Origin of the sequence: Planomonospora sp. ID67723 (assembly GCF_015711605.1) — a bacterium.
In the GTDB taxonomy this organism is placed as follows: domain Bacteria; phylum Actinomycetota; class Actinomycetes; order Streptosporangiales; family Streptosporangiaceae; genus Planomonospora_A.
Genome location: NZ_JABTEZ010000006.1, coordinates 184,839 through 207,795, shown reverse-complemented (window position 1 = coordinate 207,795; position 22,957 = coordinate 184,839). Strand labels below are relative to the sequence as shown.

Sequence of the window (22,957 nt, the reverse complement as noted above, 5' to 3'; positions counted from 1 at the left end):
TCGGCCCATGACAGAGCGACGTGCGATCCTCAGCGGTTCGGCCTTCGAGGAGCAGATCGGCTACGCCCGGGCCGTCGTCGACGGCGACTGGGTGCACGTGTCGGGGACGACCGGTTTCGACTACACGACCATGACGATCTCCGACGACGTGGTGGAGCAGGCCGAGCAGTGCCTGCGCAACATCGAGGCCGCGCTGGGCGAGGCGAAGTGCACCTTCGCCGACGTCGTGCGGGTGCGGTACCTCCTGCCGGACCGGGCGGACTTCGAGCCCTGCTGGCCGGTGCTGCGCCGGTGTTTCGGCGAGGTCCGGCCGGCCGCCACCATGCTGGTGTGCGGCCTCGCCGACCCCAGAATGAAGATCGAGATCGAGGTGTACGCGCGGGCGGCCGCATGGCGCTCTCCGTGACCGGCGCGGGAACGGGGCCTCCCCGCGCCGGGGAAGGCGGGCCTCAGTACCGCGGCAGGTGCGGGAGGCCCGCAACGATGCGGGTCAGGGCCGGGCGGCTGTCACCGCGGCGCCAGGCGACGGCGGTGGTGCAGCGGCGGTCGCCCGTGAGCCTGACGAACACCACTCCGCTGCGGGCGTAGTGCTCGTCGGTGCCCTCCGACAGCAGCGCGATGCCCCGGCCGGCCGCGACGAGCTCCAGGGTCTCCTCCAGCGCGTCGGAGCCGACCTCTCCTGCCACGTCGTCCACCCCGATGGAGCCGGGATGGCGGAAGGCCCGCCAGACCGGGTCGGGGCTGCGGGGCACCACCCAGACCCGGCCGTCCAGCTCGGCCGGATCCACCTCGGCCAGCCCGGCGAGCGGGTCCCCGACCGGCACCGCGACGGCCCGCCGGTCGGTGCCGAGCAACCGCACCTCCAGGATGTCGCCGGTGGTCAGAGGCGGCCACACCACGGCCAGGTCGCTGGCTCCGGTCAGCAGGCCGCAGGACGGGTCGGCGAAGTCGAAGCGGCGCAGCCGCACCTCTCCGTCGCAGGCCCGCCGTACCAGGCCGAGCAGCCCGGCGGTGAGCGGGCCCGCCGCCTCTCCCATGAATCCCACGGTCAGCCCGGGGGCCTCCCCCGCCAGCTCGGCCGCCAGTTCGTCGGCGGCGCCGACCAGCGAGGCCGCGCGGGCCAGAACCCTGCCGCCCAGCTCGGTCGGGCGCACGCCCTCGCGGTCGCGGACCAGCAGGGGCCGCCCCGCCGCGGCCTCCAGGCGTCTGACGGCGGCGCTCACGGTCGGCTGGCTGACTCCGAGAAAGAGCGCCGCCTCCCGGAAGGATCCGGAGCGGGCGACGGCGACGAACGCCCGCACGGCGGGGAGAGTGATGTCCACCCTGTAAAGATAGCCATCGGCTATCGCCATAGCCGCAAACTATTGAGCAGGGAGGGCACCGTTCTCCGACAATCGCCTCATGCCAGAAATGATCCGTGAACTGACCGTTGACGACCTGGAAGCCTGCCTGGACCTCGCCGACGGCCGCAACTGGGGCCGGGAGGAGCGCAAGTGGCGGTTCCTGCTGGAAGGCGGGGAGGGATACGGGATCACGACCCCCGCAGGTGAGCTGGCGGCGACGACGGTCCTGACCCGGTACGGCCTCCGCACGGCCGCGATCAGCATGGTGCTGGTCGCCGAGCGGTACGGCAGGCAGGGGCTGGGCGGGCGGCTCGTGAGCCACGTGGCCGAGCGGGCGGACGGGGCCACCGTGTTCCTGAACGCGACGGCGATGGGGCGTCCGCTCTACGAACGGCTCGGCTTCCGGGCGACGGCCGCGGTCGCCATGCACCTGGGCGTCTTCACCGGCCGGGCGGCCGGCGTCTCCCGCCCGGCCACGCCCGGGGACCTGAAGGAGATCGCCGACCTCGACGCGGAGGTCATGGGCGCCGACCGGTCGGCGCTCCTGACGAGGTACGCCGCGTTCGCCGAGGAGCTCCGGGTGATCGACGACGGCCGGAAGATCACCGGTTACGCCGGAAGGTGGCGCAACGTGAACAACACGGTCATCGGGCCTGTCGTCGCCGCGGACCTCGCCGGAGCCCGAGCCCTGATCGCCGACCTCGCCTCCCGGACGGAGGGTCCGGTCCGGGTGGAGGTGGAGGAGGACCGCGCGGAGCTGGCGGCGTGGCTGGACGACCACGGCATGCCCGCGGGCATGCGGACCTCGGACATGGTCCTGGGCGGCGGGCCGCTCCCGGGCGACCGGAGCCGGTTCTTCGCTCCGGTCATGTCCGCGCTGGGCTGAGCGGGAGGCGAGCGGGGAGACCGTCCTCCTCCGGGGCGGCCGCGCAGGCGGGTCCGCGGGCCGAGGGCCGAGGGCCGAGGGCCGAGGGCAACCGTTCCGCAACCGTCCCGCTACCGAAAGTGCGGCCCTCCGGTGTTTGCATGGACGGATCTCCCCGCCGTACGAGTGTCCCCGCCCGCGTGTGGCGGTCGCGGCATCACCTGGACAAGAGGCCATGAACCGTTCGCCCACCACCGCCACGTCCGCGCGGGTACCGGAGCCGCCGCGGTCGCGCGGGCTCCCGGCGTGGATCTGCTGGCTCGCGCTCGGCACCGCCCTGGTCGGCCTGCACTACGCGCTGCCGCTGCTCGGCGCGTCCGAAACATGGCAGGGGATGGTGTACTGCCTGGTCAGCGGAGGTTCCGCGGTCGCCATGGCCGTCGGGATCCGGTCGAGGAAGCCCCGGGCCGCGTCCGCCTGGTGGCTGATGACGGCCTCCCAGGTCATGTTCACCGCGGGTGACGTCTCGTACTACGTCGTCACGGCGCTCGGCGACGACGCCGACTACTCGCCGCTGCCCAACACCCTGTACCTGCTGCAGTACCCCCTGATGGTGCTGGCGCTGATGGTGCTCATCAGAAGCCGCACGCCCGGGCGCAACCTTCCCGCGGTGATCGACGCGGCCATCATCACGGTCGGCGCCGCCCTGCTGTACTGGATGTTCCTGATCGGCCCCATGGTGACCGCCTCGGACATGTCCGTGATGGAACGGCTCGCCACCGTGGCGTTCCCGGTGATGGACCTGCTGGTACTGACGGTGGCGCTGCGCCTGATGTTCGGCGGGGGCTCCCGGGGAGGCTCCTACCACCTGCTGATCGGCTTCCTGTGCCTCGTCCTGCTGACCGACACCGTGTACGGGCTCCAGACCCTGGTCGGTGACTACGTCTCCGGCACCTGGCTCGACCTCGGCTGGCTGACGGGCTACCTGCTGCTCGGCGCGACCGGCCTGCACCCGTCGATGGCGCGGCTGGGCGACCGGCAGGAGCAGCAGCCCGTGAACGCCACCGGCTACCGCCTCGCCCTGCTGGCGAGCGCGACCCTCATGGTTCCCGTGGTCCTGATCGTGCAGTTCCTCCAGCACGGCGACTTCAACCTGCTGATGGTGGCCTCCGCCTCCACCGCCCTGTTCCTGCTGGTGCTCGCGCGCATGTCGGGCCTGCTCGCCGCACAGCGGCGGCTGGCCATGACCGACGTGCTCACCGGCCTGCACACGCGGCGGTCCCTGCAGGAGAGGATGGCGCGCGAGGCGTCCCGCCCGGGCCGCCGGAGCACCGCGCTGGGACTCCTGCTCGTCGACGTGGACCACTTCAAGCGGGTGAACGACACCTACGGGCACCCGGCCGGGGACGAGGTCCTCACCGAGACGGCCCGGCGCATCCTCGCCGCCTGCCGTACCGAGGATCTGGCGGCCCGGTTCGGCGGCGAGGAGTTCGCGGTCCTGGTCCCGCGTGCCACGGCCGAGGGCCTGGCACTGCTCGCCGAGCGCATCCGCGCCGCGGTGGCGGACGAGCCGGTGACCGTCGGCGGGGCCGTCCGCATCTCCGTCACCGTGTCCGTGGGCGGAGCGGTCGTGCCCCTGCACGCCGCGACGGCGGACGAGCTCGTCCAGGTGGCGGACGGCGCTCTCTACAAGGCCAAGCACTCGGGCCGGAACCTGGCCCTGATCGGCCCCGTCGCCGGCGGGTGCGACCCCGCGGACCGCAGGTTCCGCCCGGCGGCCTGATCCCGGAGCCGTCAGGACGGGAGTCCTCAGGGCGACGGGGTGCCGACCTCGGTGGCGGTGGGGTCGTGGGCGCTGGCGGCGGCCCGGATGGAGCCCGCCGCGATCTCCTCGGCCCAGTGGCAGGCGACCTTCCGGCCGGGACGCGCCTCCCGCAGGCCGGGCGGCTCGTCGGCGCACCGCGTGGGCTGGCGGAACGGGCAGCGGGTGTGGAACCGGCAGCCGGGCGGGATGTTCATCGGGGACGGCAGGTCGCCGGTGAGCAGGATCCGCCGCCTGCGCTCCTCCACCTCGGGGTCCGGGATCGGGATCGCCGACATCAGGGCGATCGTGTAGGGGTGCAGCGGCTGGGCGTACAGCGCGTCGGAGGAGGACTCCTCCACCAGCGCGCCCAGGTACATCACCCCGATGACGTCGCTGACGTGCCGGACGACGGCCAGGTCGTGGGCGACGACGACGTAGGTCAGGCCGAGTTCCTTCTGCAGGTCCTCCAGGAGGTTGACGATCTGCGCCTGGATGGAGACGTCCAGCGCGGAGACGGGCTCGTCGGCGATGATCAGCTCGGGGTTCAGGGCGATCGCCCTGGCGATGCCGATGCGCTGACGCTGCCCTCCGGAGAACTCGTGCGGATAGCGTCCGGCGGCTCCGGAGGGCATCCCCACGAGGTCGAGCAGCTCGCGCACCCGGCGTGATCTGTCACCGGTGAAGCCGTGGGCGCGCAGCGGCTCGGTGAGCGCCGACTCCACGCTCTGCCGGGGGTTCAGGCTGGCGAGCGGGTCCTGGAAGACCATCTGCATGTGCCGGCGGAGCCGGCGCATGTCTTCGGGACTCTGACCGCCGATGTCGGCGCCGTTGAACAGGACGGTTCCGGAGGTGGGCTCCACCAGGCGCAGTACGGCCTTGCCGAGCGTGCTCTTGCCGCAGCCGGACTCCCCCACCAGGCCGTATGTCATGCCGCGGGCCACGTCGAGGTCGACGCCGTCCACGGCGCGCACGTGGCCGGCGACGCGCCGCAGCAGCACGCCCCGGTGGACGGGGAAGTGCACCTTGAGACCCCGGACGGACAGCAGCGGCTCGCCGGACGCCACGGGATCGGCCGGGGAATCACTCGGGAAGCTCATCGAGGGACCACCTTCGCCTCCGGGGCGGATCGCAGCGGGTTGACACAGCGCAGGGCGTGACGCTCCCCCACGAGCTCGGGAGCCTCGGGGGTGCACGCCTCGATCCGGTTGGGGCAGCGGGGCGCGAACGCGCAGCCCGTCGCCCACGGGATGGTGTCGCGCGGTGATCCCTTGATGGGCTCCAGGCGCGCGCCGCGCGGCTGGTCCAGGCGGGGCACCGAGGCGAGCAGGCCACCGGTGTAGGGATGGCGGGGATCGCGGAACAGGTCGTGCCGGGGCGCCCGCTCGACGATGCGGCCGGAGTACATGACGTGGACCGTGTCGCACATCCCCGCGACCACCCCCAGGTCATGGGTGATCAGGATGAGGGCGGTCCCCGACTCGGCGACCAGCGTCCTGAGCAGTTCCAGGATCTGCGCCTGGATGGTGACGTCCAGGGCGGTGGTGGGCTCGTCGGCGATCAGCAGCCTGGGGCGGCAGGCCAGCGCGGTCGCGATGAGCGCGCGCTGGCGCATGCCCCCGGAGAGCTGGTGGGGGTACTCCCGCAGTCTCCTGGACGGGTCGGGGATGCCCACCCTGCGCAGCAGGTCCGCCGCCTCCCGGCGGGCCTCGCCGTTGCTCAGGCCCCGGTGGCGGGTCAGCACCTCGGTCACCTGCGTGCCGATGGGGACCACGGGGTTGAGGGAGGTCATCGGGTCCTGGAAGACGACGGCCAGCTCCCGGCCGCGCAGGGCGCGCAGCTTGTCGGGGGGCAGGGCGAGCAGTTCGGTCCCGTCGAAGGCGACGCTCCCCTCCACGCGCACGCCCCGTTTCGGCAGCAGGCCCATGATCGCCAGAGAGGTGACGGACTTGCCGCACCCCGACTCCCCCACCAGGCCGACGGTCTCGCCGGGGGACACGGAGAAGCTGACACCGTCCACGGCGCGCACGTCGGCGCGGCCCCGCTGCCGGAAGACCACGGTCAGGTCCTCCACGTCGAGAAGGCTCGCCGGACTCGTCGGGCTCACCGCGTCACCGCCGGTACTTGGGGTCGAGGGCCTCGCGCAGCGACTCCCCCAGCAGGGTGAAGCCGAGCGCGGCGACGATGATGGCCAGCCCGGGGAAGACCGCCAGCAGCGGCGCGCTGGACAGGTACCGCTGGGTGTCGGCCAGCATCCGGCCCCACTCGGGAATGCTCGGGTCGTTGCTGGACAGGCCGAGGAAGGCCAGGCCCGCCGCGTCCACGATGGCCGTCGCCAGGGTGAGCGTGCCCTGCACGATGACCGAGGTCAGCGAGTTGGGCAGGATGTGGCCGAGGACGATCCGGCGCCGCCGCACCCCCACCGCGGTGGCGGCCAGCACGTAGTCGGAGCCGCGCTGGGCCAGCATCTGGCCGCGGAGCAGCCGGGCGAAGATCGGCATGTTCACCACCGCGATGGCGATCATCACGGCGTCCAGGCCGGAGCCGAGCATCGCGGCGACGCCGATGGCGAACAGCAGGCCGGGGACCGAGAGCATCATGTCGACCAGGCGCATCACGACACCGTCGACCCATCCGCCGAAGGCCCCGGCGAGCAGGCCGAGCAGCAGCCCGCCGGTCATGCCGAGCAGCAGCGAGACCACCCCGATGACGAGGGACCAGCGGGCCCCCCACAGGACCCGGGTGAACTCGTCGCGGCCCAGGTCGTCCAGGCCGAACCAGTGTTCGGCGGACGGGCCGGGGATGGAGGTGGGGGTGACCTGGCCGACCGGTTTGTCCGGCGGGTACGGCGCCAGCCAGGGTGCGAGCAGCGCGACGGCGACGAACAGCACGACCAGGACCGCGCCCGCGATCGCAACCGGGTTGCGGCGCAGCCGCCGCCAGGCGTCCCTGCCGAGGCTCCCGCCCGCCTCCTCCGGCGCGACGGCCTCCATCTGGGCCAGGCTCATGCTCTCCTCCTCTCCCGGCGGCCGTGCCCGCTCACGCGACCTCCTCCGGCGCTCGCGCTCGCGACGCCGCTGCGCCCATGACTTGCTCGCTCACGCCGCCCTCACCCTCGGGTCGATGAGCCCGTAGGCGACGTCCACCAGCAGGTTGACCAGCACGAAGATCACCGCGGTGAACAGGATGAACCCCTGCAGCACCGCGTAGTCCCTGGCGACGATCGAGTCGGCCATGAACTTGCCGAAGCCGGGGAAGGCGAAGACGGTCTCGGTCAGCACGGCGCCGCCGAGCAGCAGCCCGACCTGGAGCCCGATGATCGTGACGACCGGCAGCAGGGCGTTGCGCAGCACGTGCCGCCCGCGGATCGTCGCGGGCGCCAGCCCTTTGGCCTCGGCGGTGCGCACGTAGTCCTCGTGGAGCACGTCCAGCACCGAGGCCCTGGTGATGCGCACCACGATCGCCAGCGGGATGGTCCCGAGCGCGACGCCGGGCAGCACCAGGTGGGCCAGCGCGTCCCCGAGCGCCTCCGGGTTCCCGGTGACCAGGCCGTCCAGCACGTAGAACCCGGTCGGGTGCTCGGCGTCGAGCAGCGGGTCCTGCCGCCCGTCGGTGGGCAGGATCCCCAGTTTCTCGGCGAAGGCGAACTTGAGCATGTAGCCGAGGAAGAAGACCGGGATCGTGATGCCGAACAGCGATCCGGCCACCGAGAGGTGGTCGAGCCAGGTGCCGTGGCGGCGGGCGGCGAGGTAGCCGACCGGCACGCCCACCCCCACCGCGAAGATCATCGCGGTGAGGGCGAGCTCCACGGTGGCGGGGAAGGTGCGCAGCAGCTCCTCGACGACGGGGTGCTGGGTCCTGCTGGACACCCCGAGGTCGCCGCGGAAGACGTTGCCCACCCATGTGAGGTACTGCTCGTACCAGGGCCGGTCGAGGCCGTAGAGCTTCTTGACCCGCTCCACGGCCTCGGGCGTGGCCCGCTCCCCCAGCAGGGCCTCGGCGGGCCCTCCCGGCAGTGCCCTGACCCACAGGAACAACAGGACCGACAGGCCCAGGAGGATCGGCACGAGCAGCGCCAGCCGTCTGACGACGAACCCCAGCATCGATCAGTTCAGCGAGATCGAGGCGAACTTGTCGTTGAGCACCGGACTCGGCACCCAGCCCTGGACGTTCTTGGCCGCGGCCGAGAACGACGGGCTCTGCGCGTACGGCACGCCGGGCACGAATTCGGCGATCAGGGCGTTGGCCTTCTTGTACAGCGCCTCCCGCGCGGCCTGGTCCGGTTCCTTCTCCGCGTCGGCCAGCACCTTGAAGATCTCTTCGTTCCTGAACGACCACTGGCTGGAGAAGGACTGGAAGAACGTGCCGAGGAAGTTGTCGGGGTCGCCGAAGTCGCCGTTCCAGCCGAGCAGGAAGAGCGGGCAGTCACCGGCCTGGGTGGTGTTGAGGTAGTCCGGGCTCCACGGCGAGGTCTTCGGTGTGACCTTGAAGCCCGCGGCCTCCAGGTCGGCCTTCATCAGCTGGAAGTTGCCGGCCGGGTCGACCATGTAGGCGCGGCTGACGCCGCTGGGGTAGCAGAACTCCAGCGTGGGGGCGGAGACGCCCGACTCGGCGATGAGCTGCTTGGCCTTGTCGACGTTGTAGTCGTACTTGGTGAAGTCCTCGGTGTAGCTCCACAGGCTGTCCGGCATGAAGGCGTTGGCCACCTTGGCGCCGGTGCCGTACTTGGTCTTCACGACGTTCTCTCGGTTGATGGCGTGGGCGATCGCCTGGCGGATCTTCTGGTTCTTCATGATCTCGGTCTTCTGGCTGAAGCCGAGGTAGCCCATGTTGAACGGCGCCCGCTCCAGTACCTGCGCCCCGGAGCTCTTGAGCGACTCCAGGTCGGCCGGGTCGGCGTAGTCGAAGGCGTGGACCGAACCGGCGCGCAGCGCCTGCGCCCGGTCGGCGGCCTTCTCGATCGGCCGGAATATGATCTTGCTGAGCTTGGCCTTCTCGCCCCAGTAGTCGTCGTTGCGGACGAGTTCCAGCTTGTCGCCCCGGGTCCAGCCGCCGAACTTGAACGGCCCGGTGCCGACCGGGTGCTCGGTGCCGAAGGTCCCGGTGAACTGCGGCGACTCGGCGGTTCCGCTCACCTCGTCGGCCTTGTGGTCCTTCAGCGCCTTGGGGCTGGCGATGCTGAACGACGACAACGTCAGCGCCGACAGCACCACGGCGGACGGCTCGGTGAGCTTGAGCTCGACCGTGCTGTCATCCTTGGCCGTGCAGCCGCCGTACAGGCTCTTGGCGAGGGTGTCGGACTCGTTCTTGGCGAAGCCCCGGAAAACCGTCACCCAGTAGTAGGAGACCGAGTCCGCCTGCGCCAGGCCGGTGAAGTTGTACCAGCGGTCGAAGTTGGCGCACACGGCCGCGGCGTTGAACGCCTCGCCGTCGTGGAACTTCACCCCCTGGCGAAGCTTGAACGTGTAGGTCCTGGCGTCCTTGCTGACCTCCCAGCTCTCCGCGAGCCCGGGTGCGACCCCCGTACCGCCCTCCTCGGTGGCCACCAGCGTCTCGAAGATCTGGTTGGTCACCCGGGAGGACTCGCCGTCGCTGTGGAAGGCCGGGTCGAGGATGGCCGGGTCCGCCGAGGAGGCGAAGATGAGGGTCGAGCCCTCCGCCGCCTCCGTCCCGGTGGCTCCCGGCTTGGGATCGTCTCCTCCGCCGCACGCCGCCGCCGGGATGACCAGGGCGAGGCCCGCCATCACCGCCGCCGTCCTGCGCAGGGGCATACCGTCTCGTCGCATGCTGCACCTCATCGCCGTGTCGCGGCCGGATCCGGCCGCCGTGCGGACTCCCCGTGATCGCAGGATCTACGCGGGCGGCAGCTCTGACCACCCCCGGCATGAGGCTGTGGCGTAAATGTGACAGTCGGTTGACCTGAACAGTAAGCAAGCGTTTCAACCGGTACGGCACCGGACCCCGGACACGCGGACGCCCGCCGGGCCGGGGCTCGTGTGAGCCGCGACCCGGCGGGCGTCCTCGGGATGAGCGGAACCGGGCGTGCCGGACGCTCAGCCGACCACCTTCTTCGGGTGCAGGGCGTCTTCCACGTTCTGGGCGATCTTCGCGGCGGCCGGAGCCGACACCTTGTCCGCGTTCTCCGGGAAGTGGCAGGCCACCTGGTGGCCGGGGGCCAGCTCCACCAGCGGCGGCTCCTCCGTCTTGCAGATCACCTGGGCCTTCCAGCACCGGGTGTGGAAGCGGCAGGCGGGCGGCGGGTTGAGCGGGCTGGGCACGTCGCCCTGGAGCCGGATGCGCTCGCGGTCCTTGCGCCGGGCCGGGTCCGGGATGGGCACGGCGGACATCAGCGCGTTGGTGTACGGGTGCATGGGCGACTCGTACAGGCTCTTCCGGTCGGCCAGTTCGACGATCTTGCCGAGGTACATGACCGCGACCCGGTCGCTGATGTGCCGGATGACCGACAGGTCGTGCGCGACGATGACGTAGGTCAGGCCGAGCTCGTTCTGCAGGTCCTCCAGGAGGTTGACCACCTGGGCCTGGATCGAGACGTCGAGGGCGGAGACCGGCTCGTCAGCGATGATCATCTTCGGCTTGAGCGCGAGGGTGCGGGCGATGCCGATGCGCTGGCGCTGACCGCCGGAGAACTCGTGCGGGTAGCGGTTGTAGTGCTCGGGGTTGAGCCCGACCAGCTCCAGGAGCTCCTGGACCGCCTTCTTGGTCCCCTGCTCGGTCTGGACGCCCTGGATGCGGTAGGGGGCGCCGACGATGGCGCCGACCGTGTGCCGGGGGTTCAGCGACGAGTAGGGGTCCTGGAAGATCATCTGGATGTCGCGGCGGAGCGGCCGGATCTTCGCCTGCGACATGTGGCTGATGTCGTGGCCCTCGAAGAAGATCTTCCCGGCGGTGGGCTCCATCAGGCGGGTGACCAGGCGGCCCGTGGTGCTCTTGCCGCAGCCGGACTCGCCGACCAGGCCGAGCGTCTCGCCCCTGCGCACGTCGAAGCTGACCCCGTCGACCGCCCTCACCGAACCGACCTGACGCTTGAGCAGGCCCTTGGTCACCGGGAAGTGCTTCTGCAGGCCCTGGACGGACAGCAGCGCGTCGGGAGCGTTCACGCCCTCGTCCCCCTTGTCGGCCCTGTGGCTCACTGCCCCTCCATCATCGGCTTGATCTCGTTCTCCCAGATGCCCCGCCGCTCCTCGCGCGGCATGTGGCAGCGGACCAGGTGACCGCCGTCGGTCTCCAGGAGCTGCGGCACCTCGGTGGTGGCCTTGCCCGCCGTACGGCCCGAGTAGGGGCAGCGCGGGTTGAAGGCGCAACCGGACGGCACGTTGATCAGCGAGGGCGGGGAGCCCTTGATCGGCAGCAACCGCTCGGTGGGCTCCCGGTCCAGGCGCGGCATCGATCCCAGTAGACCCCATGTGTAGGGGTGCTCGGGCCGGTAGAAGATGTCGTCCGCCGAGCCGTACTCGATGCACTTGCCGCCGTACATCACCAGGATGTCGTCCGAGAGCTCGGCGACCACGCCGAGGTCGTGGGTGATTACGATCAGCGCGGAGTTGAACTCGCGCTGCAGGTCCAGCATGAGGTCCAGGATCTGCGCCTGGACCGTCACGTCGAGCGCGGTGGTCGGCTCGTCGGCGATCAGCAGCTCGGGGTCGCACGACAGGGCCATGGCGATCATGGCGCGCTGGCGCATGCCGCCGGAGAACTCGTGCGGGTAGCTGTCGACGCGCTTGTCCGGCTGCGGGATGCCGACCCGGCCGAGCATGTCGATCGCGTGCTTGCGCGCGACCGCCTTGCTGACGTTGTGGTGGATCCGGTACGCCTCGATGATCTGGGCGCCGACCGTGTAGAACGGGTGCATCGACGAGAGCGGGTCCTGGAAGATCATCGCCATCTTCTTGCCGCGCAGCGTCCGGACGTGGTCCGGGCTGGCGCCGACGAGCTCCTCGCCGTCCAGCCAGATCTCACCGGAGATCTTCGCCCGGCCGCCCTTGTGCAGGCCCAGGATGCCGAGGCTGGTCACGCTCTTGCCGGAGCCCGACTCCCCCACGATGCCCAGGGTCTTGCCCCGTTCGAGCTTGAAGGACAGGCCGTCGACGGACTTGACCAGGCCGTCCTCGGTGGGGAAGTGGATGCGCAGGTCGCGCAGTTCCAGGAAGGAGCTGGGCGGAGGAGTGCTCATGACAGCCTCACCCTCGGGTCGACCACCGCGTACAGAACGTCCACGATGAGGTTGGCCAGGACGATGAAGAACGCCGCGAACAAGGTGACGCCCAGCACGACGGGCAGGTCGTTGCCCCGGATCGCGTCGATGACCAGCTTGCCGATGCCGGGGATGGAGAAGGTGCTCTCGGTGAGCACCGCGCCGCCCAGCAGCAGGCCGAGGTCGAGGCCGAAGATGGTGAGGATGGGGGTGAGCGTGGCGCGCAGGGCGTGCTTGGTGACGACCGTGCGCTCCTTGAGACCCTTGGCGCGGGCCGTACGGATGTAGTCCTCGCCCATGGTCTCCAGCATGCCCGCCCGGGTGAGCCGGGCGTACAGGGCGGCGTAGAGGAAGGCCAGGGTGATCCAGGGCAGCACGAGCGCCTGGAACCACATCACCGGATCCTCCGTGAAGGCGGTGTAGCTGCCGCCGCCGGGGAAGATCCCGAGCGTGTAGGCGAACAGGGAGAGCGAGACCAGGCCGGTGAAGTAGATCGGCAGCGAGACTCCCGCCAGCGCCACCGTCATCGCCGCCCGGTCGACCGCGGTGCCGCGTTTCAGCGCCGAGACGACGCCGATGCTCACGCCGGCGACGACCCAGGTGATCGCCGCGCCCAGGGCCAGCGACACGGTCGCGGGGAGCCGGTCGAGCAGCGTCGGCCAGACCGGCTGGTTGTTGTTGAACGAGAAACCGAAGCAGGGAGCCGGGCACTCGGCCTTCCTCGGCCCGAGCGAGTAATCCTGGCCGGCGACGATGCCCTTGGCGAACCGCCCGTACTGCACGATGAGCGGGTCGTCCAGGTGGAGCCTCTTGACAGCGCCCTGGATCGCCTCGGGTGTGGCGTCCCGCCCGACGTAACGCGACGCCATGCCCTCGGGGGTCTGTCCCAGGGCACGCGGGATGAGAAAGAAGATCGCGAAGGTTGCCACGCTGACGATGACGAGCATCAGCACAGCGGCGATCACGCGGCGGACGATGAAAGCGACCACGATCGTTCGGCCGGGGCGCCCGGGAGGATCACTCCCGGGCGCCCTAGGCCTTCACCTGCCTTTGGCTAGCTAGGGAGGACTACTGCTTGACGCCGAGCCACGTGTAGTCGTACATGCCGTAGGCCGGGTGCACGTACACGTTGGTCAGGCTCTCCGGGCGGAAGAGCAGGGTCTTCTCGTAGACGAACGGCAGGAAGGCCGCCGACTCCATGACCTTCTTGTCGACCTCGGCCCAGATCTTGTTGCGCTCCGCGGCGTCGGTGGTCTGGATGCCCTTGTCGAGCAGCTCGTTCACCGCCGGGTCGTTGAGCTCCATCATGTTGTAGTTGCCGGAGGCCTTGATGAAGCGGCCGTCGACGATCTGCGACAGGAAGCCGAAGCCCGAGGGCCAGTCGGCGCCCCAACCGGCGATCATGATGCCCAGGTTGTTCTTGTGCACGAAGTCCGGCTTGCCGGCGTACTGCGCGCTCCAGTCACCCGAGGGGTACTTCTTGATCGAGGCCTTGATGCCGACCTTGTCCAGCGAGGCCTGCAGCGCCTCGGCGACCTGGACCTCCTTGGTCCGGTCACCGCGGACCGCGATGTTGGTCTCGAAGCCGTCGGCCTTGCCGCAGGCCGTCAGGGCCTCCTTGGCCTTGGCCACGTCGCCCTTGTTGTCGGCGCCGTTCGGGAACAGGTCGAACTGCTGGTAGCCGACCGTGGTCGGGGTCATCAGCGTGCTGCCGATGTCACCGCCGAGCGGACCGCCCCACGGCGCCTGGGTGGCGACCTGGTCGGTGGCGTACTGCACGGCCTTGCGGCACTCGATGTTGTCGAACGGGGCGACCTTGGTCGACATCATCGCGTAGCGGTTGAAGGGCGTGTACGGGTTGTCCGTGGAGTCCTTCAGCTTGGGGTCGCCGACGATCTTCGCGCGGGCGGCGGTCTGCAGGCCGGTGCCGCCGAGGTCGACGTGGATCTGGCCGGCCAGCAGGCGCTGGTCGATGTCCTCGGCGCTCTGCTTCATCTGGACCTCGATGCGGTCCGGGAGCTGCTTGCGCGTGGTGTCGGTGGCCGGGTCCCAGTGCTCGTTCTTGACGAGGTTGAACTGCTTGCCGACCTCGTAGCTCTCGATCTTGTAGGGACCGGTCGAGGCGACGGTCTTCTCGTACTCCAGGCCGGTGTCCTTGGCCTGCGGCACGGGAGCCGACTGCGGGTTGGCGACCAGGAAGTCGAACTCCGAGAACGGGGCCTTGAGCTTGAAGACGATGGTGTAGTCGTCCGGGGTCTCGATGCCCTTGAAGTTGTCGAGGTTCTTGTCCTTGTAGGGACCCTTGTAGTCACCGGCGTCGAGGTACTCGGCGAAGTACTTCGGACCGTCGGTGAGCTCAGCGGAGAAGTTGCTCCGGGCGATGGCGTACTTGACGTCCGCGGCCTTGACCTCGGTGCCGTCGTCGTACTTGATGCCCTTCTTGAGCTTGTAGGTCCAGGTCTTGCCGTCCTCGCTGGCCTCGCCCAGGCCCTCGGCGAGGTCGGGCACCAGCTTCAGGCCCGCCTCACCCGGCTCGGCGGAGTAGGTCAGCAGCGGGCGGGCGTACAGACGCGTGAAGTTCCAGTTGAACGCGTAGTAGGTGTTGCCCGGGTCCATCGAGTCGGGCTCGTCGGAGTAGGCGAACTTGAGCGTGCCGCCCTTGGCGTCGGAAGCGTTGACGACCTTGGTGTAGCCGTCGTTGTGCTTGGCGGCCGAGGTCCCGGTGCCGGTGTTGCCCGTCCCGGTGTTCTTGTCGCCGCCACCACCGGCCGTGCCGCCGCAGGCGGCGAGGCCCATGGCCAGCGCGGTACCCAGCGCGGCGAGCGCCAGAGCGTTGGTCTTCCTCATCGTGGTTGTACACCCCTTGTCATGAGTGACGGTGATATCGAGGCGCGGAAGCGTTGTCGCGCTACCGGGCTCGCGGGTCGAGGGCGTCCCGGAGCCCGTCGCCCAGGAGGTTGAAGGCCATCACGGTAACGAAGATCGCGAGGCCCGGGACGATCATGAAGTGTGGTGCGATCTGGTAGTAGTCGACCGCGCGGGTGAGCATGCCGCCCCAGGAGGCCTGAGGCTCGGCCACGCCCACGCCCAGGAACGACAGCGCGGCCTCGAAGAGGATGTTCGAGGGGATGAGCAGCGTCGAGTAGACCAGGATCGGCGCCACGAGGTTCGGGAAGACCTCGCGGAAGATGATGTAGCCGTTGCCCGCGCCCAGCGACCGGGCGGCGTCGACGAACTCGCGCTCGCGCAGCGACAGGGTCTGGCCGCGCACGATGCGTGCGATGTAGGGCCAGTTGAAGAACCCGATGATGAACACGATCACCGCGACCCGCAGGCCGTTGCCGCTGAGGCCGAGCGCCTTGTCGGGAACGGCGCCGACGATCGCGATCGCGAACAGCAGCAGAGGGAAGGCGAGGAAGACGTCCATGAGCCGGCTGATGAGCGTGTCGACCCAGCCTCCGAAGAAGCCGGCGAGCACGCCCAGCAGTGAGCCGATCACCACCGAGACCAGCGTGGCGAGGAAGGCCACCAGCAGCGAGATCTGCGCGCCGGACAGGATCCGGGCGAACAGGTCGCGGCCGTTGACCGGCTCCAGCCCGAACGGGTGCTCCAGGCTCATGCCGCCCCAGGTGCCGAGCGGAGCGCTGGTCATGGGGTCGATGAGATCGTTGTTGGGCAGGTTCGGCGGGTCGCCGAAGAGCGCGATCAGCCCGCCGAACGGACGCTCGGCGAAGATGGCGATCAGCGTCAGGAACACCACGACGAAAGCGCCGACAAAGGCCGCTTTGTCGCGTTTCAGCCGCATCCATGCGATCTGACCGAGCGAACGGCCTTCGATGGCCTTTCCGCCCGCCCCTTCAAGCACGGCCTCCGGCTGGGCCTCCATGGCCTGCCCGGAGACATCGAGCGGTGCGGTCATACAGTGGCCCCCTGGATCCCAGACGACGTTGTCCGAAGAACGCGCCCCCGGGTCGGGGTATCGCGCCCTGAGTCTACGGTCCTGTTTTGGTAGTCCCGTTCCGGAGAATCTATGGGCTGATCTGCGCTGACCAGTACTTTAGGGGGCTATGTGGCTTAACTGTGATTCACGTGAAATTCATTCGTTCTGATCTTGGTTCGAATGTCTGGAAGACGTTCCGCTTCTGTCGCGATTTTGTGACACACCGGTGGCGGCGGGAGGATCGAACGTCCCGGAGTCATCCGATCCCCCGACGCTTGAGGATCGCCTCGATGTCGGAGAAGTCGTCGTCACCCCTGGAACCGGCCGCCTGCCCCGGCTTGGGCGCGGCTCCGGGGACGCGCTGCGGCAACGGCTGCGTGACGGCCTCCTTCTTCTGCACGGCGGGGGCCGCCGGAGCCGCCGGAACCGAAGAGGGCGCGGACTTCCGAGCGCGGCCCGTACGGCGGGCCCGCAGCACGCCGGAGACCAGGAACAGCACCACCGAGACACCGGCCAGGGCCACCCCCGCCCACACCATCGGGTTGAGCACGAGCCCGGCGACGAACCCGGTGACCGCCGTGCCGATCTGCCAGACCGTCGGCAGCGCGCCGGTCAGGTAGGCCGCCAGCGGCAGCAGCGACCACGCCGCCATGCGCAGCCCGGCCGCGGCCCCCCGGCGGCGCAGCAGCAGGAAGCTCAGGACCAGCCCCACCCCTGTCAGTCCGGCGCACAGCGCCAGCCACGGAATCTGGGCATATGTCAGCATGGCGGAACCACCCCTCGTATCGGCTTGCCTTCCTCCATCCTGGCATGCCGAGGCGCGGTGGATCCTCCTCCTTTGGGAGGGATCATCCCCTAGGGGTCGCGGGTTCTCCGCCGGGTGGAGGGCCGGGGCCGGCCTCCGGGTCACATCGCCTGCGCGAACAGCTCCCGCAGGGTCTCGACGCCGATCTCACGCAGCGACGTGACGATGAGGCGGCCGGGGGCGTGCGGGACCGGCAGCACGCTCGGCACGGCCACCACCCGGCAGCCCGCGGCGGTGGCCGCCGTCACCCCGTTCGGGGAGTCCTCCAGCGCGACGCAGCGGACCGGGTCCGCACCGAGCAGCCGGGCCGCCGTCAGATAGGGCTCCGGGTCGGGCTTGGTCCTCGCCACGTCCTCACAGGTCACCACCTGGTCGAAATGGTGCCTGCCGATGGCGCCGTCCAGGCACGCGTCGGCGATCACCCGGGCCGAGGAGGTGACCAGGGCGGTGGGCAGGCCCGCCTCCCGTACGGCCGCCAGCAGCTCGGCCGCGCCCGGCATCATCTCCACGCCCTCGGAGAGCCTGCGGATCATGCCCGCCAGCAGCCAGGCCTCCACGTCCTCCGGAGCGGCGGCGGCGCCGGAGACCCGGAGCATGTAGGCCACCGTGGACGGCATGGAGCCGCCCACGAGGTGCTCCTGGTCCGCCGGGGACCAGTCGCCGCCGAGCCGCTCCATCACCTCGGTCTCGACCTGGAACCAGATCTTCTCGCTGTCCACGAGCAGCCCGTCCATGTCGAAGAGGACCGCGTCCATCCCCGAAGGTCCTCTCTGGTCAGACGTTGAAGTAGTTGGCCTCGGGGTGGTGGACGATCAGAGCGGAGGTCGACTGCTCGGGGTGGAGCTGGAACTCCTCCGACAGGTTCACCCCGATCCGCACGGGGTCGATCAGCTCCATCAGCTGGACCTGGTCCTCCAGGTTGGGGCAGGCCGGGTAACCGAAGGAGTAGCGGCAGCCGGTGATGTTGACCTTGAGCATGTCCTCCAGCGCCTCGTCGCCGCCGATGCCCAGCTCCGAGCGGACGCGCGCGTGCCAGTATTCGGCCAGCGCCTCGGTGAGCTGAACCGACAGGCCGTGCAGCTCCAGGTAGTCGCGGTAGGCGTCCTTGGCGAACAGCTCGGCCGTGGCCTCGGAGATCTTGCCGCCCATCGTGGCGACCTGGAAGGCGACCACGTCGACCTCGCCGGAGTCCTTCGGGCGGAAGAAGTCGGACAGGCACAGGTGCCGGTCGCGGCGCTGGCGCGGGAAGGTGAAGCGGGTCCGCTCGTTGCCCGCCTCGTCCAGGATGATCAGCGAGTCTCCGTCGCTGACGCACGGGAAGTAGCCGTAGGCGACCGCGGCCTCCAGCAGGCCCTCGGTCTGCATCCGCTCCAGCCACATCCGCAGCCGCGGCCGGCCCTCGGTCTCGACCAGCTCCTCGTAGGAGGGCCCCTCGCCGCCGCGGGCGGACTTGAGGCCCCACTGGCCCATGAAGGTCGCCCGCTCGTCCAGGAACGCGGCGTAGTCGGCCAGCGGGATGCCCTTGATGATCCTGTCGCCGAAGAACGGCGCGGCGGGCACCGGGTTGTCGGCGGCCACGTCGGAACGGGCCGGCAGGTCCTCCACCGCGGTGCGCTGCAGGACCGCGCCGGTCTTGACCCTGCGCTGGCGCAGCGGCGGCAGGGAGGCGCCGTCCTCGCCGCGCTTGACCGCCATGAAGGCGTCCATCAGGCGCAGGCCCTCGAAGGCGTCCCGGGCGTAGCGGACCTCGCCCTGGAACAGTTCGGCGAGGTCCTGCTCGACGTAGGCGCGGGTGAGGGCGGCGCCGCCGAGCAGCACGGGGAACTTCTCGGAGATGCCCCGGGAGTTCATCTCCTCGAGGTTCTCCTTCATCACCACCGTGGACTTCACCAGCAGCCCGGACATGCCGATGACGTCGGCCCTGGCCTCCTCCGCGGCCTCCAGGATGGCCGATACCGGCTGCTTGATGCCGAGGTTGACGACCTCGTAGCCGTTGTTGGACAGGATGATGTCGACCAGGTTCTTGCCGATGTCGTGCACGTCGCCCTTGACGGTCGCCAGCACGATGCGGCCCTTGGTCTCGCCCTCGACCCGCTCCATGTGCGGCTCCAGGTAGGCCACGGCGCTCTTCATCACCTCGGCCGACTGCAGCACGAACGGCAGCTGCATCTCGCCGGAGCCGAACAGCTCGCCGACGGTCTTCATGCCGTCCAGCAGGACGTCGTTGACGATCTCCAGGGCCGGGCGCTGCTCCAGGGCCGCGTCGAGGTCGGCTTCCAGGCCCTTCTTCTCGCCGTCGACGATGCGTCGCTTGAGCCGCTCCCACAGCGGCAGCCCGGCCAGCTCCTCCGCCTTGCCCGCCTTCATCGCGGCCGCGTCGACGCCCTCGAACAGCTCCATGAAGCGCTGCAGCGGGTCGTAGCCCTCGCGGCGGCGGTCGTAGACCATGTCGAGGGCGACCTGGCGCTGCTCGTCGGGGATGCGCGCCATCGGCAGGATCTTGGAGGCGTGCGCGATCGCCGAGTCCAGCCCGGCGTTGACGCACTCGTTGAGGAAGACGCTGTTGAGCACCATGCGGGCGGCGGGGTTGAGCCCGAAGGAGATGTTGGACAGCCCGAGCGTGGTCTGCACGGCCGGGTAGCGCCGCTTGATCTCGGCGATGGCCTCGATGGTCTCCAGCCCGTCGCGCCGGGTCTCCTCCTGGCCGGTGGCGATCGGGAAGGTGAGGCAGTCGACGATGATGTCCTCGACCCGCATCCCCCAGTTGCCCGTGAGGTCCTCGATGAGGCGGGTGGCGATGCGCACCTTGTCGTCGGCGGTGCGCGCCTGGCCCTCCTCGTCGATGGTCAGCGCGACCACCGCGGCGCCGTGCTCCCGGACCAGCTCCATGATCTTGGTGAAGCGGGAGTCCGGGCCGGCTCCGTCCTCGTAGTTGACCGAGTTGACGACCGCGCGCCCGCCGAGCATCTCCAGCCCCGCCTCCAGCACGGCGGGCTCGGTGGAGTCGAGCATGATCGGCAGCGTGGAGGCGGTGGCGAAGCGGAACGCCAGCTCCCGCATGTCGCCGGCGCCGTCACGGCCGACGTAGTCGACGCACAGGTCGAGCAGGTGCGCGCCGTCGCGGGCCTGGGCCCGGGCGATCTCGACGCACTCCTCCCAGTTCCCGGCGAGCATGGCCTCGCGGAAGGCCTTGGAGCCGTTGGCGTTGGTCCGCTCGCCGATGGCCAGGTAGGAGGTGTCCTGCCGGAAGGGCACGTGCTGGTAGAGAGAGGAGGCGCCGGCGTCGGGCCGCGGGCGGCGGGCGGCGACCTCCTGGCCGCGGACCCGCTCGACGACCTTGCGCAGGTGCTCGGGGGTGGTGCCGCAGCAGCCGCCGACGATCGACAGGCCGAAGGCCCGGGTGAAGTTCTCGTGCGCGTCGGCCAGCTCGTCGGGACCGAGCGGGTAGTAGGCGCCGTCGGAGGTCAGCACCGGCAGCCCGGCGTTGGGCATGCAGGAGAGCCGGACCCGCGCGTGCCGGGCCAGGTAGCGCAGGTGCTCGCTCATCTCGGCCGGACCGGTGGCGCAGTTGAGCCCGATCACGTCGACGCCGAGCGGCTCGATCGCGGTCAGCGCCGCGCCGATCTCCGAGCCGAGCAGCATCGCGCCGTTGGTCTCGATGGTGACCTGGGCGATGATCGGCACGTCCCGGCCCGCGTCGGCGATGGCCCGGTGCGCGCCGACGACCGCGGCCTTGACCTGGAGCAGGTCCTGCGAGGTCTCGATGATCAGGGCGTCGGCGCCGCCGGAGATCAGGCCGGCCGCGTTGTCGTAGTAGGCGTCGCGCAGCTCGCCGTACGGCTTGTGCCCGAGGGTGGGCAGCTTGGTGCCGGGGCCGATGGAGCCCAGCACGAAGCGGGGCCGGCCGGGGGTGGACCAGTGGTCGGCGGCCTCGCGCGCGACCCGGGCGCCCGCCTCCGAGTAGGCGAAGACCCGCTCGGAGATGTCGTACTCGCCCAGCGCGGCGAGGTTGGCGCCGAAGGTGTTGGTCTCCACGCAGTCGACCCCCACCTCGAAGTAGGCGTCGTGCACGGCCCGGACGATGTCGGGACGGGTGACGTTGAGCACCTCGTTGCAGCCCTCGTGGCCCTCGAAGTCGTCGAGCGTGACGTCGTGGGCCTGCAACATCGTCCCCATGGCCCCGTCGGCGACCATCACTCGCTCGGCCAGGACTTCACGGAAGGACGGCGCGTTTGTCATGGGGCAAAGCTTACTGGGAACCGGCCGGGCGCTATCGTTCATGGTGGCAATTGAACTCCAAGTCCAATTACCCTCCCCGTGAGCGCGCTCCGGGCCCGATCCCCTGCGAGGTACCCGATGGCGACCTACCAGACCATCCTCGTCGGCACCGACGGCTCCGCCTCCTCCTTCCGGGCGGTCACGGCCGCCGCCTCCCTCGCCGCCGCGACCGACGCCACCCTGGTCCTGGCCTGCGCCTACCTTCCGATGCGCGAGCGCGACCGCAGCGCCGCCGCCGACGTGCTCGGCGAGCTGTCCTACAAGGTGAGCGGCTCCACCCCGGCCGACGACGCGCTGCGCGCCGCCCGCGAGCACGCGGTCGCCGCCGGGGCACGGAAGATCGAACTGGCCGCAGAGGAGGGCGAGGCGGTCGACGCGCTGGTCACCCTGGCCGGCAGGCACCGGGCGGACCTGCTGGTCGTCGGCAACCGGGGGCTCAACAGCCTCGCCGGGCGGCTGCTCGGCTCGGTGCCCTCGGCGGTCTCCCACCGCGCCGGCTGTGACGTATTGATCGTCCACACCACCACCGGGAGGTGACGCGGAGGCCCCCTCACCGCATAGGCTTATGCCGAGGTAGGACGAGGCGGCAAAGAGGAGGCGGCGCGTGATCGAACTCGAAGGTCTACCCGAGCTCGTCGACCCGGTGCTGATCGCCGCGTTCGAGGGGTGGAACGACGCGGGCGAGGCCTCGAGCGGAGTGGTCGCGCACCTCGAGAGCGAGTGGAAGGCCACCGAGCTCGTCTCCCTCGACCCGGAGGACTACTACGACTTCCAGGTCAGCCGCCCGATCGTCGAGATGGGCGAGGGACTGACCCGCTCGATCACCTGGCCCACCACCAGGCTCCTGGTGGCCAGGCCGCCGGGCAGCAGCCGCGACGTGGTCCTGCTGCGCGGCATCGAGCCCAACATGCGCTGGCGCTCCTTCTGCGCGGAGATCGTCGCGGTCTGCCGCGAGCTGGGCGTGGAGCTGGCGGTGCTGCTCGGCGCGCTGCTCAACGACTCGCCGCACACCCGCCCGGTGCCGGTCGTCGGCGCGGCGACCGACGAGGGGCTGGCGCGGGCGATCAACCTGGAGCTGACCCGCTACGAGGGCCCCACCGGCATCGTCGGCGTGCTGCAGCAGGCCCTCGGCGCCGCAGGCCTGCCCGCGGTCTCGCTGTGGGCCTCGGTCCCGCACTACGTGGCCCAGCCGCCCAACCCCAAGGCGACCCTGGCCCTGCTGAGCCGGATGGAGGACCTGCTCGACATCCCGATGCCGCTGGGCGATCTGGCCGAGGAGGCCAGGGCCTGGGAGCACGGCGTCGACGAGCTGGCCGCTCAGGACACCGAGGTCGCCGACTACGTCAGGGAGCTGGAGGAGCGCAAGGACGCCACCGAGCTGCCCGAGGCGAGCGGGGACGCCATCGCCGCGGAGTTCGAGCGCTACCTGCGCCGCCGCGACCGCGACACCGACGGCTGAGGGGCACAGGCGGCCGAGCGGCCCGGGCCCTCCGTGGCCGGGTGCCGCCGGGCACCCGGCGGGGCGGCGGGCGGCCGTGACGGAGGCGGCCGAAACACACAGCACATAGTTACCATCGTTTACACCATTTCTCCCTGGTTTCGGGTAATAATCAGTCTCCAGCCGCTCCGCCCGGTTCACCCGGAGCTCGGAACGCCCGTCCACAACGCTTTCGTAACCAGGAGAAACACGTCTCGATAAACATCGATGAATGG

19 protein-coding genes are annotated in these 22,957 nt (G+C 70.3%); 5 read left to right on the top strand and 14 right to left on the bottom strand.

The genetic code is table 11. The features are described from left to right. Window positions 1-7: 7 nt before the first annotated feature. Window positions 8-406, top strand: a complete 399-nt coding sequence (locus tag HS041_RS35530; protein ID WP_196445271.1) for a RidA family protein — start codon at window positions 8-10, stop codon at window positions 404-406. A gap of 43 nt (window positions 407-449) precedes the next feature. Here the strand turns inward: HS041_RS35530 and HS041_RS35525 are convergent, their stop codons facing one another. Beyond that, entirely contained in the window at window positions 450-1,322 is an 873-nt protein-coding gene (locus tag HS041_RS35525; RefSeq protein WP_196445270.1) for a LysR family transcriptional regulator, read from the bottom strand. A 79-nt stretch (window positions 1,323-1,401) separates the two neighbouring features. On the opposite strand from HS041_RS35525, the gene HS041_RS35520 reads away from it, so the two are divergent. Continuing rightward, window positions 1,402-2,229 (top strand): GNAT family N-acetyltransferase, encoded by an 828-nt coding sequence (locus HS041_RS35520; protein WP_196445269.1) that lies wholly within the window; start codon window positions 1,402-1,404, stop codon window positions 2,227-2,229. A 214-nt stretch (window positions 2,230-2,443) separates the two neighbouring features. Continuing rightward, window positions 2,444-3,991 carry a GGDEF domain-containing protein gene (locus HS041_RS35515; RefSeq protein ID WP_196445268.1) on the top strand — a complete coding sequence of 516 codons (1,548 nt, stop codon included), beginning with the start codon at window positions 2,444-2,446 and terminating at the stop codon, window positions 3,989-3,991. 26 nt (window positions 3,992-4,017) lie between these two features. Here HS041_RS35515 and HS041_RS35510 read toward each other — a convergent pair whose 3' ends face one another. The 13 genes from HS041_RS35510 to metH form a co-directional block, all read right to left on the bottom strand. Continuing rightward, on the bottom strand, window positions 4,018-5,109 hold the full coding sequence (locus HS041_RS35510) for an ABC transporter ATP-binding protein (RefSeq protein ID WP_196445267.1): 1,092 nt from the start codon (window positions 5,107-5,109) through the stop codon (window positions 4,018-4,020). After that, window positions 5,106-6,116: an ABC transporter ATP-binding protein gene (locus tag HS041_RS35505; RefSeq protein ID WP_307845612.1), complete on the bottom strand. Its 1,011-nt coding sequence runs from the start codon at window positions 6,114-6,116 to the stop codon at window positions 5,106-5,108. The genes HS041_RS35510 and HS041_RS35505 overlap by 4 nt, the downstream gene beginning before the upstream one ends. A 4-nt stretch (window positions 6,117-6,120) precedes the next feature. Continuing rightward, a complete protein-coding gene (locus HS041_RS35500; RefSeq protein ID WP_196445266.1) occupies window positions 6,121-7,017 on the bottom strand; it encodes an ABC transporter permease in 897 nt (298 codons plus the stop codon). Window positions 7,018-7,107: 90 nt separating this feature from the next. Further along, window positions 7,108-8,112, bottom strand: coding sequence for an ABC transporter permease (locus HS041_RS35495; protein WP_196445265.1), 1,005 nt, complete (start codon window positions 8,110-8,112; stop codon window positions 7,108-7,110). 3 nt (window positions 8,113-8,115) lie between these two features. Continuing rightward, entirely contained in the window at window positions 8,116-9,795 is a 1,680-nt protein-coding gene (locus HS041_RS35490; protein WP_196445264.1) for an ABC transporter substrate-binding protein, read from the bottom strand. A gap of 267 nt (window positions 9,796-10,062) precedes the next feature. Next, window positions 10,063-11,160, bottom strand: a complete 1,098-nt coding sequence (locus HS041_RS35485) for an ABC transporter ATP-binding protein (protein ID WP_307845611.1) — start codon at window positions 11,158-11,160, stop codon at window positions 10,063-10,065. After that, window positions 11,157-12,200 carry an ABC transporter ATP-binding protein gene (locus HS041_RS35480; RefSeq protein ID WP_196445263.1) on the bottom strand — a complete coding sequence of 348 codons (1,044 nt, stop codon included), beginning with the start codon at window positions 12,198-12,200 and terminating at the stop codon, window positions 11,157-11,159. Before HS041_RS35480 ends, HS041_RS35485 begins: the two co-directional genes overlap by 4 nt. Beyond that, a complete protein-coding gene (locus tag HS041_RS35475; protein WP_196445262.1) occupies window positions 12,197-13,210 on the bottom strand; it encodes an ABC transporter permease in 1,014 nt (337 codons plus the stop codon). The genes HS041_RS35480 and HS041_RS35475 overlap by 4 nt, the downstream gene beginning before the upstream one ends. A 79-nt stretch (window positions 13,211-13,289) precedes the next feature. Then, window positions 13,290-15,068, bottom strand: a complete 1,779-nt coding sequence (locus HS041_RS35470) for an ABC transporter substrate-binding protein (RefSeq protein WP_196445261.1) — start codon at window positions 15,066-15,068, stop codon at window positions 13,290-13,292. A gap of 61 nt (window positions 15,069-15,129) precedes the next feature. Then, window positions 15,130-16,140 (bottom strand): ABC transporter permease, encoded by a 1,011-nt coding sequence (locus HS041_RS35465; RefSeq protein ID WP_196445260.1) that lies wholly within the window; start codon window positions 16,138-16,140, stop codon window positions 15,130-15,132. Window positions 16,141-16,417: 277 nt separating this feature from the next. Beyond that, on the bottom strand, window positions 16,418-16,927 hold the full coding sequence (locus HS041_RS35460) for a cellulose synthase (RefSeq protein WP_307845610.1): 510 nt from the start codon (window positions 16,925-16,927) through the stop codon (window positions 16,418-16,420). 140 nt (window positions 16,928-17,067) lie between these two features. Continuing rightward, a complete protein-coding gene (locus tag HS041_RS35455; RefSeq protein WP_196445259.1) occupies window positions 17,068-17,721 on the bottom strand; it encodes an HAD family hydrolase in 654 nt (217 codons plus the stop codon). A 19-nt stretch (window positions 17,722-17,740) separates the two neighbouring features. After that, entirely contained in the window at window positions 17,741-21,205 is a 3,465-nt protein-coding gene (gene metH / locus HS041_RS35450; protein WP_196445258.1) for a methionine synthase, read from the bottom strand. Window positions 21,206-21,322: 117 nt separating this feature from the next. Here metH and HS041_RS35445 point away from each other — a divergent pair, with 117 nt between their 5' ends. Together HS041_RS35445 and HS041_RS35440 are read left to right on the top strand one after the other, a co-directional pair. Beyond that, window positions 21,323-21,781: a universal stress protein gene (locus HS041_RS35445; RefSeq protein WP_196445257.1), complete on the top strand. Its 459-nt coding sequence runs from the start codon at window positions 21,323-21,325 to the stop codon at window positions 21,779-21,781. Window positions 21,782-21,848: 67 nt separating this feature from the next. Continuing rightward, window positions 21,849-22,703, top strand: a complete 855-nt coding sequence (locus HS041_RS35440) for a PAC2 family protein (protein WP_196445256.1) — start codon at window positions 21,849-21,851, stop codon at window positions 22,701-22,703. Window positions 22,704-22,957: the final 254 nt, after the last annotated feature.